Origin of the sequence: Kitasatospora sp. NPDC001540 (genome assembly GCF_042894345.1) — a bacterium.
Lineage (GTDB): Bacteria > Actinomycetota > Actinomycetes > Streptomycetales > Streptomycetaceae > Kitasatospora > Kitasatospora phosalacinea_C.
In genome coordinates this window covers 148760-162469 of the sequence record NZ_JBIAVO010000002.1, presented here as the reverse complement: position 1 = coordinate 162469, position 13710 = coordinate 148760, and the positions used below count along the sequence as shown (strand labels likewise).

General features: G+C 74.5%; 12 protein-coding genes and 1 pseudogene. 6 read left to right on the top strand and 7 right to left on the bottom strand.

What is annotated here, in order from left to right:
* The first annotated feature begins 215 nt into the window (after nt 1–215).
* The gene (locus tag ACFY00_RS03670; RefSeq protein WP_388026785.1) at nt 216–1148 is read left to right on the top strand and encodes a 1-phosphofructokinase family hexose kinase; all 933 of its coding nucleotides are present in this window, start codon (nt 216–218) and stop codon (nt 1146–1148) included.
* A gap of 163 nt (nt 1149–1311) precedes the next feature.
* Here the strand turns inward: ACFY00_RS03670 and ACFY00_RS03665 are convergent, their stop codons facing one another.
* Nucleotides 1312–1593 (bottom strand): MerR family transcriptional regulator, encoded by a 282-nt coding sequence (locus ACFY00_RS03665; RefSeq protein WP_388027354.1) that lies wholly within the window; start codon nt 1591–1593, stop codon nt 1312–1314.
* A 702-nt stretch (nt 1594–2295) separates the two neighbouring features.
* On the opposite strand from ACFY00_RS03665, the gene ACFY00_RS03660 reads away from it, so the two are divergent.
* From ACFY00_RS03660 to ACFY00_RS03645, 4 genes are all read left to right on the top strand, one after another.
* Nucleotides 2296–2514: a hypothetical protein gene (locus ACFY00_RS03660; RefSeq protein WP_388026783.1), complete on the top strand. Its 219-nt coding sequence runs from the start codon at nt 2296–2298 to the stop codon at nt 2512–2514.
* A gap of 110 nt (nt 2515–2624) precedes the next feature.
* A complete protein-coding gene (locus ACFY00_RS03655) occupies nt 2625–3587 on the top strand; it encodes an ROK family protein (protein WP_388026781.1) in 963 nt (320 codons plus the stop codon).
* Between the two features lie 253 nt (nt 3588–3840).
* Nucleotides 3841–4680, top strand: a complete 840-nt coding sequence (locus tag ACFY00_RS03650; RefSeq protein WP_388026780.1) for a helix-turn-helix domain-containing protein — start codon at nt 3841–3843, stop codon at nt 4678–4680.
* A gap of 61 nt (nt 4681–4741) precedes the next feature.
* The gene (locus ACFY00_RS03645; RefSeq protein WP_388026778.1) at nt 4742–5251 is read left to right on the top strand and encodes a hypothetical protein; all 510 of its coding nucleotides are present in this window, start codon (nt 4742–4744) and stop codon (nt 5249–5251) included.
* Here ACFY00_RS03645 and ACFY00_RS03640 read toward each other — a convergent pair.
* The 3 genes from ACFY00_RS03640 to ACFY00_RS03630 form a co-directional block, all read right to left on the bottom strand.
* The gene (locus ACFY00_RS03640; RefSeq protein WP_388026776.1) at nt 5241–5837 is read right to left on the bottom strand and encodes an NADPH-dependent F420 reductase; all 597 of its coding nucleotides are present in this window, start codon (nt 5835–5837) and stop codon (nt 5241–5243) included. The two genes, ACFY00_RS03645 and ACFY00_RS03640, sit on opposite strands and share 11 nt — an antisense overlap.
* A 43-nt stretch (nt 5838–5880) precedes the next feature.
* A complete protein-coding gene (locus ACFY00_RS03635; protein ID WP_388026774.1) occupies nt 5881–6714 on the bottom strand; it encodes an inositol monophosphatase family protein in 834 nt (277 codons plus the stop codon).
* Between the two features lie 465 nt (nt 6715–7179).
* The gene (locus ACFY00_RS03630) at nt 7180–8094 is read right to left on the bottom strand and encodes a LysR family transcriptional regulator (RefSeq protein ID WP_388027352.1); all 915 of its coding nucleotides are present in this window, start codon (nt 8092–8094) and stop codon (nt 7180–7182) included.
* A gap of 82 nt (nt 8095–8176) precedes the next feature.
* Here ACFY00_RS03630 and ACFY00_RS03625 point away from each other — a divergent pair.
* A pseudogene (locus ACFY00_RS03625) lies at nt 8177–8320 on the top strand (zinc-binding dehydrogenase); the annotation flags it as partial.
* A gap of 79 nt (nt 8321–8399) precedes the next feature.
* Here ACFY00_RS03625 and ACFY00_RS03620 read toward each other — a convergent pair.
* The 3 genes from ACFY00_RS03620 to ACFY00_RS03610 all read right to left on the bottom strand — a co-directional run bounded on the left by ACFY00_RS03620 (nt 8400) and on the right by ACFY00_RS03610 (nt 13398).
* A complete protein-coding gene (locus ACFY00_RS03620; RefSeq protein ID WP_388026772.1) occupies nt 8400–9392 on the bottom strand; it encodes a YdcF family protein in 993 nt (330 codons plus the stop codon).
* 71 nt (nt 9393–9463) lie between these two features.
* Nucleotides 9464–11527 (bottom strand): MDR family MFS transporter, encoded by a 2064-nt coding sequence (locus ACFY00_RS03615; RefSeq protein ID WP_388026770.1) that lies wholly within the window; start codon nt 11525–11527, stop codon nt 9464–9466.
* A gap of 116 nt (nt 11528–11643) precedes the next feature.
* Nucleotides 11644–13398: a serine/threonine-protein kinase gene (locus ACFY00_RS03610; RefSeq protein ID WP_388026768.1), complete on the bottom strand. Its 1755-nt coding sequence runs from the start codon at nt 13396–13398 to the stop codon at nt 11644–11646.
* Between the last annotated feature and the right edge of the window lie 312 nt (nt 13399–13710).

Below are 13710 nucleotides of genomic sequence, written 5' to 3'. Positions count from 1 at the left end.
ACAGCCAACTTACCGCCCGAAGCACCCCCGCCGATTCCCGCTCCCGAACGTTCACCACCCCGCCGACCACCGTTCGAACGACCGCACCTCCCCCCAGACCTTCACAAATCCCCCATCAGTGCTCGAATTTGCGCGAAACCCGATATGATCACGCAGCTTCACTCAAGCATCTCCTCCGATGACCGTTCCGACGCACACCCTGGGGGGCGTCCGCCGTGATCCTGACCGTCACCCCGAATCCGGCGCTGGACGTCACCTACGCCGTCCCCGGCTTCCGCCCGCACACCAGCCACCGGGTCGCCGACGTGGCCGCCCAGGCGGGCGGCAAGGGCGTCAACGTGGCCCGGGTGCTCGCCGCACTGGGGCGGCCGGTGCGCTGCGTCCTGCCGCTCGGCGGGCCCACCGGGGAGACGGTGCGCGCCGACCTGGCCGCCGCCGGGCTCGACCACGTCGAGGTGCCGGTCGGCGGCGACACCCGGCGCACCGTCACCGTCGCGGACGGCGCCGACGCCACCGTGCTCAACGAACCCGGCCCGGCGCTGACCGCCGTCGAGTGGGACGCCCTGCTCGGCGAGACCGCCCGGCAGTTGCCGCAGGCCGCCGTCCTGGTCCTGTCCGGCAGCCTGCCGCCCGGCGCGCCCGCCGACGGCTACGGCCAACTCGTCGCCCTCGGAAGGCAGTTCCACCTGCCCGTGGTGCTCGACGCGGACGGCCCGGCGCTGCTCGCCGCACTCCCCGCCCGCCCCACCGTGATCAAGCCGAACGCCGCCGAACTCACCGCCGCCACCGGCCTGCCCGACCCCCGGGACGCCGCCCGGGTGCTGATCCGCCGCGGCGCCGAGTCGGTGCTCGCCTCGCTCGGCCCCGACGGGCTGCTCGCCGTCGACCGCCGGGGCGCCTGGCGCTGCACCCCGCCCGCCGCCGTCACCGGCAACCCCACCGGGGCGGGCGACTCCGTGGTCGCCGCCCTCGCCGCGGGCCTCTCCGGCAACGCGGGCTGGCCCGCCGTCCTGCCCGACGCGGTCGCCCTCTCCGCCGCCACCGTCCTCCACCCCCGGGCCGGCCACTTCGACGCCCCCGCCTACCGCCGCCTGCGCGCCACCCTGACCGCCGTCCGGGTCGGCAGCCCGGCCTCCTCCACCCCGTGACCCCACCCGCCGACCACCCCGCCGCACCGCACGCCGGGGGCACGGAGGTCCGATCGGCCCGGGCGACGGCGCGGGTCTGATGCCCCCTCCGCCCGGCGGGCCCGGTGCGGTGAGCGAACGGCGCTCACCGCGGGCCTGTCCGGTCGGGCGAGTGGGTGCGGGATCAGGTGTCGGCGGCGGATTCCGGGCCGGTCCGACGGCTGCGCAGTTGCTCGTTGATGCGCAGGGCCTCTTCGAGCTGGTCCTCGAGGATGATGATGCGGCAGGCCGCGTCGATGGAGGTGCCCTGGTCGACGAGGTCGCGGGCGCGCATCGCGATGCGCAACTGGTAGCGGGAGTAGCGGCGGTGGCCGCCCTCGGAGCGCAGCGGGGTGATGAGGCCCTGGTCGCCCAGGGACCGCAGGAAGCCGGGGGTGGTGCCGGTCATCTCGGCGGCACGGCCCATGGTGTACGCGGGGTAGTCGTCGTCGTCGAACGAGCTGCCTGGGTCCGGGGTGTGGGAGTTGTCGGTCGTCGTAGTCACTGCACCTCTCTTGGTTCCGGGAACGCGTCGAGGGGCCCCGGCGCCGTAGCGGCTCCGGGGCCCCGAAGGGGAAACAACACCATCTACCGGCCTGGGCCGGGTTCCTTGTTCCGCACTGCCCCGGGGGAGGGGACCTGCGGGGATCGCGTATGCGTGACCGAAAACCACCGTCCTCGTGCTCAAAGGGGGTCTGCGGTGTCCGCCCGGGTGAAAGGCATCACGGGCCGGGCGATCCTGATGGCGCTCTGTCCCTCCGTTCTTCCTCTTCGTGGACTGGTACTGCGAACTGCTGGTACTGCTCGACGGCAGCCCCTGATCACTGCGGGCCGCCCGGCCCGGTCGTCGGCCCTGTCGCCTCACTGCACACACGCTGGCTTCAGGACCCCACAACCGTGCCGACCTGCGAACTTCTCAATGCTTCCCGCCAGTTCGTGTCTGCCGGGCCATCTCTTCACTGCGCTTACGAGAGAAACGCTAACCCCGCGACGAGCCAATGTCTACTGCAGCCACGATAGATTTTTCGGTGTTCGAGAGACAGGTAGTCTGCGCTCCGCAGGATACGGGACGGAACGCGCGGGAACCCGGCCAGGACCACGAGCAGCAGCACGGACGAGAGGGCGACCGGTGGAAGAACCGAAGACGGCAGGTCAGGGGCGGGCGTCCGACCCGCAGGAGCGGACCTCGCTGGTGACCGCCCTCGCCGAAGCCGTCCGCGACCGGGACGAGCGGAGCCTGCGCCGCCTCCTGGCCCGGTTCGCCGAACAGGTCACCATCACCGACCTGACCGCCCTGCGCGACGCGCTCGACCCCCGCCGCCGCAGCCGACGGCCGGACTCCCGGTAGGCCGCGCGGCGCCCCGCCCCGGCCCGCTCCCGGCCGCCGACCTGCGGCTTCCGGTAGCCTGGCCAGTCCGACAAGTCACCCCGAGTCGGACATGTCAGGAGCTCTGCGCCATGGCCGCCGCCGTTCCGTCCCCGCCGTTCCCCTCCCCCCTGGTGGCCGCGGTCGACCTGGGCGGGACGAAGACCGCCGGTGCGATCGTCACCGGCGGCGGCGAACTGCTGGCCCGCACCGAGCACCCGACGGCCGCGGACGAGGACGCCGAGGCGGTGTTCGCGGGCGTCGCCCGGGTGCTGGACGACCTGGCCGGGCATCCGGCCTGGCCCGGCGTCACGGCGGTGGGCGTGGGCAGCGCGGGGCCGGTCGACACCGCGGCGGGCACGGTCTCCCCGGTCAACATCCCCTCCTGGCGCGACTTCCCGCTGACGCGGCGCATCGCGGAGCGGCTCGCGGACCGCGGCGCGCTGCCGGTGCGTCTGCTCGGCGACGGGGTGGCGCTCGCCGAGGCCGAGCACTGGCTGGGTGCCGCCGCCGGGTACCGCGACGCGCTGTGCATGGTGGTGTCCACCGGCGTCGGCGGCGGCCTGGTCCTCGACGGCCGGGTGCGCCCGGGCCCGAGCGGCAACGCCGGGCACATCGGCCACGTCAGCGTCCAGTGGGACGGCGACCCCTGCCCCTGCGGCGGACGCGGCTGCCTGGAAGGGCTGGCCAGCGGCCCCGCGATCGTCCGCCACGCCCGCGCGGCCGGCTGGCGCCCCACCGAGGGCGGCCCGCTCACCGCCCGCGCCGTGGCCGACTCCGCCCGCACCGGCGACGGCGCCGCCCTGACCGCCTTCGACCTCGCCGCCCGGGCCCTGGCCGCCGCGATCGCGGGCACCGCCGCCCTGGTCGAGCTCCAGGCCGTCGTGATCGGCGGCGGCGTCGCCCAGTCCGGCCCGCTCCTCTTCGACCCCCTCGCCCGCCACCTCACCCACTACAGCGGCCTCCCCTTCACCCGCGGCCTCCACCTCCACCCCGCCCACTTCGGCCCCGACGCGGGCCTGATCGGCGCGGCAGCGGCCGCCCTCCGCGCGTAGGCAGAGAGCCCCCGTCAGGGGCTCGGGGAACGGCGAGTCCGTGCTGCGCACTGGCCCCGTCAGGGGCTCGGGGAACGGCGAGTCCGAGCTGCTGACGGCCGGAGCCCACCGGAAAGTCCGTGCTGCTTCGGGCCGCCGTAACAGAACCCGAAGCAACGGCACGCACCGGCAGTGCACCGCCAGCAGCCCCGAGCCCGCCGTTCCCCGGGCCCCTGAATACGCACCCTCCCCAGCGCCTGCCTACCCTGGAGCCATGCAGCCGCTCGCGCCCTCGGCGCTGTGGAAGATCGCAACGCCGTCGCCGTCCTGGCGGCTGCCCGGGGTGGCGATGGCCGGGTTCCGGGCGCGGGGCCCGGCGGACCTGGGGGTGGTGCCGTTCCCGGCGGTGACGTTGGCGATCGACCTGGGGGCGGAGCCGCTGCTGGTCACGGACGGCGGGCGGGAGGTGCGCGGCAGCGCGGTGGTCGGGTTGTCCCGAGGCGGCCCGCAGGGCGGCTTGCGGGGCGCCGGGCGGGACGTGCAGTGCCTGCAGGTGCGCCTGTCGCCGGTGGTGGCGCACGCGGTGCTGGGCGGTTTCGCGGTGGAGGGCGGCCCGCTGGCCGGGCTGGACGAGGTGTGGGGCCGGGACGCCGCCCGGTGGGAGGAGCGGCTGCGGGCGGCGGCCTCCTGGGAGGAGCGTTTCGCCCTGGTGGCCGGGGCGCTGGCCGCCCGCCGCACCGAGGGCCGCCCGGTGGATCCGGAAGTGGCGTACGTGTGGGCCGAGTTGGCACGTTCGCACGGCACCTCGCGGGTGGACGCGCTGGCGGCGGAGGTCGGATGGAGCCGCAAGCGCCTGTGGTCGCGCTTCCGGTCCCAGGTGGGCCTGGGACCGAAGCAGGCGGCCCGGCTGGTGCGCTTCGACCACGCGGCGCACCGCCTGGCGGCGGGCGGCCACCCGGCGGCCGTCGCGGCGGAGACGGGCTACGCGGACCAGTCACACCTGCACCGGGAGGTCGCCGACTTCGCCGGACTGACGCCGTCCGCGGTGGCGCGCGAGCCGTGGCTGTCGGTGGACGGGGTCGCCTGGTCGGCCCCCGGCTACCTGCACAACTGACGCGCCCCCCGCGGAACATTCGGCCAAGACCCGGCCCGGCCCGCGCCGCGAGACTGCGGACATGACCGAGAACCCGTTCACCGCCCTGTCCCGGTACGGCGTCGACGCGCCCGGTTTCGTCGCCTCGACCTCCGCCCCCGGTGCGGCCTGCACGCTCGCGGCCGCGGCCCGCCCGTTCCGCGGCCGGACGGCGGTGGCCGCGCTGGGGACCGGGCTGCTGGTGCAGCCGGGGGTGCACCTGCACACCACGTTGCACGGCAAACTCCGGTTGTGGGAGCGCGAGTTGGACGCCCTGGAGCTGCGCGGCGACGAGCGGCTGCTGGATCTGGGCTGCGGCTGCGGCCGCGGCGCGGTGCTGATCGGCGCGGCCCGGCGGCTGTCGCGCGGCCGGGCGGTCGGGGTGGACCTGTGGGCGTCGAAGGACCAGAGCGGCAACACCCCGACCGCCACTCTGGCCGACGCCACCGCGGCGGGCGTCCGGGACCGGATCGACGGGCTGAGGGCCGTCCGTCCTCCGGTGGAGCCGCCCCGGCCCCTTCCGGCGAAGTCGCCCCGGCCCCTCAGCGGCTGATCGAGACGGCGAAGGGCGTGAAGCCGCTGGCCCGGATGACGTGCGGGACGAACAGGATCGCGGCCTCCGTGGCGCGGGCGGTCTCGATCCCGCCGAGGTCCGTGATCCACTCCTGCTGCCAGCCGAGGTCGGCGAGCAGGTCACCCACGGTCTTCTTGGCCTGCGGGTCGTCGCCGGAGAGGAAGGCGGTCGGCGCCTGGGCGAGCGCGGCGGGCGCGGTCATCACGGGGAAGAGCATCGTGTTGAGCGTCTTGACGACGCGCGTTTCGGGGAGTGCCTCCTGGAGTCGCTCGGCCAGGCTCGAACCGGGGTAGATCAGGTCGGCGGGCAGCCCGTCCGGTCCGTCGAGGGTGGCGTTGGAGACGTCGACGAGGATCTTCCCGGCCAGTTCGGCCCGCAGGTCCGCGAGGCGCTCCAGGGATCCGGCGCCCGGGGTCGCGTTGATGACGACCTGTGCCGTCCTGGCGGCGTCGGCGGCGGCGCCCGGTTCGCGGTCCACCGCGGTCACTTCATGGCCCGCCCGGATGAGCGCCCGGGCGAGGTTGCCGCCGACGCGGCCGTTACCGAGGACTGCGATCGTGGTCATGTTGTCCTGCTTCCTTGTCGTGGGTGCGGGTCGTGGCGGGTGGTCAGCGGGAGAGCGTGATGACGGCCCGGGCGTGGACGCCGGGCGCGGCGGCCAGGAAGCTGTCGCTCCGCGGGGTCCAGGGGCGGCCCTCGGCGTCGGTGATCCGGCCGCCGGCCTCGGTGACGAGCAGCGCGCCGGGCAGCAGGTCCGCGCGGGCGCCGGCGAACTGCCAGAAGGCGTCGATCCGGCCGGCGGCCACGTTCAGCAGGTGCAGGGTCGCGGGCACCGAGGTGCGCACCACGAGCGCGTCGGAGAGCATCGCGGTGATGGAGGAGCCGATGCGCCGCACGACCTCCTCGTCCTCGTCCGGCCGGGCCTGGCTGGTGGCCACCAGGCCCAGACCGAGGTCCGTGGTCGGGGAGACGCGCAGGGGCCGGCCGTCGAGGTGGGCGCCGGCGCCGGTGAGCGCGGTGTAGGTCTCGCCGGTCAGCGGCAGGTGGACCACGGTGAGCACCGGCCGGTTGTCGCGGACGAGGGTGGCGGTCACCGCCCACTCCGGCAGGGCGTGCAGGTGGTTGACGTTGCCCTCCGCCGGGTCCACGACCCACCACTCGCCGGGCGGCAGCGCCCCGCCGTCCAGCTCGTCCTCCACCCAGCCGGCGTCCGGGCGCAGCCCCGTGAGGGCGGGGCGCAGGATGGCGAGGGCCGCGTCGTCGTTGGCGGCGAGCGCGCTCATCAGCTCTTCGCGGGTCCGGTAGGTGACCACGTCGCCGAACCGCTCCCGCAGTACGGAGCCCGCCGCGCGCACGGCGTCAGCGGTCTGCGCGAGCAGGCCGGTGTCGGACGCGGAGCCGGTGGGCGCGGCGATTTCGGTCGCCCGGAGGGTCTCGGACATGGTGGTGCTCCCGTCTGAGGAGGGGGGTGGTCGAGCGGAGCGGGCGAACCCGTGTTCCGTCCGCGCCTGCATTTCGAAGGTAGAGGGGGCGATGATTAACCTCAAGTGCATGTAAGGCACTGCTGGAATGACTCTCGTGCAATTGAAATTGCCGCCTCCCCGCCGCCCGGCAAGCTCCTGGCGGACGACGTGCGGCGATGGCCGGGATGCTCAACGGCACGGCACGGCACGGCGCCGAAGGCGACGGGCACCGGTCGAGCTGCGTGCTGTCGGCGTGAGCGGTGCAGGAGAAGGCGGTCGGCAGGCCCTCGCCCGCCCGCGGGACGGCGCGGGCGGCGTCGTCGTTCGTCGCGTTCGCCGGTGGGGGTGGAGGAACCGGGTTCGCCGCCGATCGGCGGAGGCTCGGCCGCACCGGGTCGGACCGTGCGGCATCCGGCGCCGCCGGGCCGTTGCCCTGACGAAACGCTACTGGTCGGCGGTGTCCGGCGCGGTGAACAGGCCCTGGAGGGTGCGGGTTGCCAGGTTGAGCAGCCAGGTGTGGGCGGGGTCGTCGTCGTACCGCTGGTGCCAGAGCAGGTAGAGGGGCACGGGCGGCAGGTCGAACGGCAGCGGCAGCGTGGTCAGACCCAGCTGCTCGCGGGCGGAGCGGGTGACCGCGTCGGGGAGGGTGACCACGACGTCGGCGTCACGGGCGAGCTGCAGGGCGGTGTCCGTCGCTGGGGCGGAGACGATGACACGGCGCTCGTGCCCGAGGGCGGCCACGACGTCGTCGACCCGGTCGCGCAGGCTTCCGCGCCGGGAGACGGTCACGTGGTCGGCCGCCGCGTACCGCTCGACGGTCAGCGGCCCTTCGGCGAGCGGGTGCCCCGCCCGGACGGCGAGGATGATCCTGTCCTGGCCGATGAGGCGGTGACGGATGTCGGGCTGGGGCGGCGGTGCGGCGCTGGAGGCCACGTCGACCTCGCCGCGGCGCAGCTCGGGGGTGTCGTGGCCGGGCTCGACCGTGAGGCGCATCTTCACCTTCGGGGCCTGGCGGTGGACCGCGGCGACGAGGGCGGTCCCGCAGGCGGTGGTGAGGGCGTCGTGCAGGCGAACGGTGAACACCCGCTCCAGGCCCGCCAGGTCGAGGTCCGTACGGGAGGACAGCAGCCGGTGGGCCTGCTGCACCAGGGCGTGGACCTCGGTGCGCATGGCCAGCGCGCGAGGGGTGGGCGTCATGTGGCGTCCGGTGCGCACCAGGATCTGGTCGCCGGTGGCCTTGCGGATGCGGCCCAGCGAGCGGCTCATCGCCGGGGCGGTGACGTGGAGCCGCTCCGCGGCTCCGGCCACACTGCCCTCTTCCAGCAGCGCGTCCAGGGCGGTGAGCAGGTTCAGGTCCAGTTGCACGACAGTGACTATAGGAGTGGCGGCCGTGCGCCGGTCGTCAACGGCGGGACTCGTCCTCCCGGGAGGAGGCACCGGCCTCCTGTCCGCAGCCGCGGAACCGGGCTGGCGAGGCCGCTACACGCCCCGCGTCGAACGGACCTACCGCCTGGAGCAGATCGTCGACGCCCACGCGCACGCCGAACGCGGACGCAACCGCGGAAAGATCGTGATCCGCCTCTGAAGCGAGGGCCCGGCGCGGGCGCGCCGACCCGCCCGCCCCGGGACCGCAACGCTGCTCGGGAGCGATCGGGGCCGGCGGCTCAGAGGCTCAGCGACTCCAGCACCAGCAGCGCGCCCACCGCGAGGTTGGCCCAGCGGTAGATGACGAGCACGGCGACGAACTCGCGGATGGTGGCGCTGGGCCAGAAGTACGCGGCGGTGGGCGAGCCGACGACGTGGCCGCGGACGCCCTCGCGGCGGGCGAAGACGGCGGCGCGGAAGGCGTGGAAGTTGTTGGTGACGACGACGCAGCGGTAGTCGGGGTCGGCGGCGGCCATGATCGCGTGGCTGAAGCGGAGGTTCTCCTCGGTGGTGCGGGAGCGGTCCTCGCGGACGATCCGGTCGGCGGGGAAGCCGCGTTCGACCAGGTGGTCGGCCATCGCCTGGGCCTCGGGGAGCTGCTCGTCGGAGCCCTTGCCGCCGGAGACCAGCAGCAGCGGGGAGCGGCCGCGGTCGACCTGCCGGTCGTACAGGCGGCGGGCGCGTTCCAGGCGGCTGGCGAGCAGCGGCGGGACGCGGCTGCCGTCGCGCAGGCCGGTGCCGAGGACGACCACGTAGTCGACGTCCTCGCGGGGGGTGAGGCGGCCGTAGAGGTAGGCGTAGCCGACGAAGCAGGCGAACAGGAAGGAGAGGTAGCAGGCGAGCACGAAGACGGTGCGGGCGACCACCACCAGCGCCTCGGAGTCGGCCCGGGTCGCGGCCAGCAGCAGGGCGATGACGGCCAGGATGCCCAGTCCGCACAGCAGGGCGAGCAGGTTGCCGAGGCTGCGGCCCTCCTTGCGGAGCATCTTGAGGCCGTTGGCGATGAGCAGCCCGGCCAGCACCACGCTGCCCAGCGCGGGGACGAGCACCACGACGACCAGGACGGTCTCGGCGGCGGCCGAGTCGGCCCGGTGGAGGGTGCCGAGCAGGGCGAGGGCGAACAGGGCGACGGCGAGTCCGAGGCAGACGGCGTTGCCGAAGCGCCGCCGGTCGCGCAGCACGCCGACGCCGAACAGCAGGAGGAAGAGGAGCGCGAGGGCGTACAGGAGCATGGGGGCAAGCCTAGGAGAGGACGGGCCTCCCGCCCCGCCGTGGATCGACGGCGGGGCGGGGTGAGGGGCCGTCAGCGGCGGCCGGAGAGCACGCCGCCCTTCTCCGGGAGCCCCTCGGCGAGGTCCTCGGCGATCATGCGCTTGGCGATGGCGTCGGCGGCGGCGCGCAGTTCGGCGCTGCGCGGGCGGCCGCGGTCCTCCTCCAGGCGGCGGTTGAGCCAGTCGGACCAGGCGCGGGTGATGGTCGCGGCCTCCCGGCTGCCCGCCTCGGTGTGCTGGTAGAAGCCGTTGTGGGCCTCGAGGAAGCCTTCGACGACCATCCGGTCGAAGACCGGCTGGAGGACCTCCGGGGGGATCCGGCGGCGGGCGGCGATCAGGTTGAGGCTGGCGTGGCCGACGGTGCGGGTGAAGAGTTCGACCTGCATGACGGCCCAGGAGCCGGCCACGTCGAGCCGGGTGCCGGAGGTGTCGACGACCTGTCGGGCGGTGTCGAGCCCGGCGGTGCCGAGGAGTTTGGCGACGGCGAGTTCGAGGACCTTGGAGGAGTCGCCGGAGGACGGCTGGGCGAAGCCCTCGCCCATGTCGGAGGAGCTGGCCCGGGCGGAGTCGCGGAGCTTGACCTGCTTGAGGAAGAGCGCGACGACGAAGCCGACCAGGGCGACCGGGACGGTCCACAGGAAGACGGTGTGCAGCGAGTCGGCGTACGCCTGGATGACCGGCGCGGCCTGCTCGGGGGGCAGTTCGTGGACGCCGTGCGGGCTCTGCGCGGCGGCGGCGAGCTGCTGCGGGTCGGCGCCGGTGGTCTGCGCGGTCCGGGTGACGGCGGCGGTCAGGTTGGTCTTCAGCGAGTTGGCGTAGATGGTGCCGAAGACGGCGGTGCCGAACGAGGAGCCGAGGGTGCGGAAGAAGGTGACGCCGGAGGTGGCGGTGCCCAGGTCGGTGTAGTCGACGGTGTTCTGCACGGCGATGGTGAGCACCTGCATGCACAGGCCGATGCCGGTGCCGAGCACGAACATGTAGACGCTGGCGAGCCAGGCGCTGGTGCCGACGTCCAGCAGCGAGAGCAGGTAGAGGCCGACGCCCATCACCACCGAGCCGATGATCGGGAAGAACCGGTACTTGCCGGTCTTGGAGACCACGTTGCCGGAGAAGATCGAGGCGATCAGCAGGCCGAGCACCATCGGCAGGGTGCGCACGCCGGAGACGGTCGCCGAGTCGCCGTCGACGTACTGCAGGAAGGTCGGCAGGAAGGTCAGCGCGCCGAGCATCGCGAAGCCGACGATGAAGCTGAGGATCGAGCAGACGGTGAACACCTGGTTGCGGAACAGCCGCATCGGCAGGGTGGGTTGGGCGGCCCGGGTCTCGGCCCAGCAGAACAGGGCGAGCGCGACGACCCCGGCCACGAACAGGCCGATGATCACGGGCGAGCCCCAGGCGTACTCGTTGCCGCCCCAACTGGTGGCCAGGATCAGGGCGCTGGCGCCGATCGCGACCAGGGTGATGCCCAGGTAGTCGATGACCGGGCGGACGCCGGACTTGACCACCGGGATGTTCCGGGCCGCGGCGACGACCACCACGATCGCGATCGGCACGTTCACGTAGAACGCCCAGCGCCAGGACAGGTGGTCGGTGAACAGGCCGCCGAGCAGCGGGCCGACCACGGTGGCCACGCCGAAGACCGCGCCGATCGCGCCCTGGTACTTGCCGCGCTCGCGCAGCGGGATGACGTCGGCGATCAGCGCCATCGAGGTGACCATCAGGCCGCCCGCGCCGACGCCCTGGACGGCCCGCCAGACGATCAGCAGCAGCATGTTGGTGGACAGGCCGCACAGGAAGGAGCCGAGGATGAAGACGATCGCGGAGACCTGGAAGACCACCTTGCGGCCGAACAGGTCGCCCATCTTGCCGACCAGCGCGGTGGTGACGGTCTCCGCGAGCAGGTAGGAGGTCACCACCCAGGACATGTGGGAGGCTCCGCCGAGGTCGGCCACGATGGTGGGCAGCGCGGTGCCGACGATGGTCTGGTCGAGTGCGGCCAGCAGCATGCCCAGCATGATGGTGCCGAACACGACGTTCCGCTGCCGCCGGTCGAGGACGGGCGGGGCTGCCTGGCTGACTTCGCTGGAGGTGGTCACCCTGGCATCGTCACATTTCGTCCCGTTCTGACCGATCCGACACCCCGATCGGCCGGTGCAGGACCAGCCGATGGTGCGACCAGTGGACGGGCCCGCGCGGAACGGGCCCGTCCCCGTCAGGAGTTGCGCTGGAGGTCGCCGGTGAAACCCTGCTGGACGAAGTGCAGCGAGCCGTCCTTGTTCGGGGTGAGGACGCCGTCGCCGGTGAGCGGGGTGCAGCCCGCGCTGACGGTGCCGACGACGGTCCGGGCGGTCAGGCGGGTCTTGCTCGCGGAGACCAGGGACGCCTCGTTGGTGCACATCACCTGGCCGGTGCCCAGGCCGCCGTCGGTCTCCACGTAGGCGATCGAGTCGCCGACCGCGCCCTGGTGGACGGTGAACCGCATGACGATCTGCAGCCCGTTGCCCCCCGAGCTGACCGTCCCCTCGAAGGTGCCCAGGAACGCCTCCGCGACCGCGTCCCCGTCCTGCCGCTCCGCCGAGGGCGAGGGCGAGGGCGGGGCCTCGGCCTTCTTGCTGTCGTGTCCGGCCGGCGTGGGGCTCGCCGGTCCGTCGCTCCTCCCGGAGGTCGGGGCCGCCGTCACGGTCGGCTTGCCCGTCGCCTCCCCCGACCCGCCCGGCCCGCCCGTCGCGGCCCACACCCCCAGCCCCGCCAGCACCGCCGCGACCACCCCGGTCGCCACCAGCGGTCCCGCCCGCCGCTTCGACGGCTGCTGCACCACCACGGGGTACGGGTACCCGCCCGGCGGCGTCTGCCCGGCGTACGGGTTCGCGCCCGGGGCGGGGTACGCGCCCGGGGGCGTCCGCCCGGCGTACGGGTCCGGCGGCGGGCCGAAGGACGGCGGCGCCGGGTACGGGGCGGTGGGGGCGGTCGGCGGGGCCTGCGGGGCCTGTGGGGCCTGGGTCGGGGCCTGCGGGGTCGGGGCGGCCAGGACGGTCGGCGGGGGCGGCTGCACCGGGTCGGGCCGCGACTCCAGGTCCAGCAGCGCGACGGCCATCCGCGCCACCTCCTCCGAGACCGCGCCCGGCAGCCAGCCCCGCTCGCCGAGCCGGGTCAGCCCGGCGGCGCTCCGCTCCAGCCGCTCCCGGACCTGCGCCGGGGTCGGCCTGCGCTCCGGGTCCTTGTCCAGGCACGCCCGCACCAGGCCCAGCAGGTCGCCGTCCAGGCCGCCGAGCTCCGGCTCCTCGTGGACGATCCGGTAGAGCAGCCCGGCCGCGCTGTCCTGCTCGCCGAACGGGGCCCGGCCGGTCGCGGCGAAGGCCAGCACCGCACCGAGCCCGAACACGTCGCCCGCCGGGCCGGAGGGGCGTCCCTTGGCCTGTTCCGGCGACATGAAGCCCGGCGAACCCACCACGTACCCCGAGCGGGTCAGCGCGGAGGTCGCGTCCAGCGCGCGGGAGATGCCGAAGTCGATCAGCCGCGGCCCGTCCAGCGCCAGCAGCACGTTCGACGGCTTCACGTCCCGGTGCAACAGCCCCAGCGCGTGCACCGCCTCCAGCGCGTCGGCCAGGCCCGTGCCCAACGCCCGCACCGTGTCCGGCGGCAGGGCGCCGAACCGTTGCACCGCCTCCGTCAGCGAGGGCCCCGCGACGTACCCCGTGGCCACCCACGGCTGCGGCCCCTCGGTGTCCGCGTCCAGCACCGGCGCGGTCCACCGCCCGCCGACCCGCCGCGCCGCCGCCACCTCCTGCCGGAAGCGCTGCCGGAACTCCCGGTCCGCGGCGAACTCCTGGCGGACCGTCTTCACCGCCACCGTCCGCCCGCCCGCCGTGCGCCCGAGGAACACCTCCCCCATCCCACCGGCCCCCAGCCGCCCCACCAACCGGTACGGCCCGACGACCTGCGGATCGCCCTCGCCGAGACTCTCCAACGTTCCGCGCTCCTAGACTGCTCGCCGCCCACCGGGACGTGCCCCGACGCCACTCACGGGATCTTCACGAGGCACCATAGGGCCTCCACCACGCCCCCCGGCAGCGCTCCACCCGTTCCGGACCGGATCGGAACCTGACGGTTACTCGGCAACAGCCCACCACCCCCAACTCCCCCTCCCCGCCCCACCCGAGACACCTCCCCCCGCCACCGGACCGCTCTCTCCCCCTCCCCCCACCCCGCCGAAGGCGCCCCTCACCCCACCAAAGGCCCCTCCCCCGCCACCCCCCGGACCGCTCTTCCCCCTCCCCCC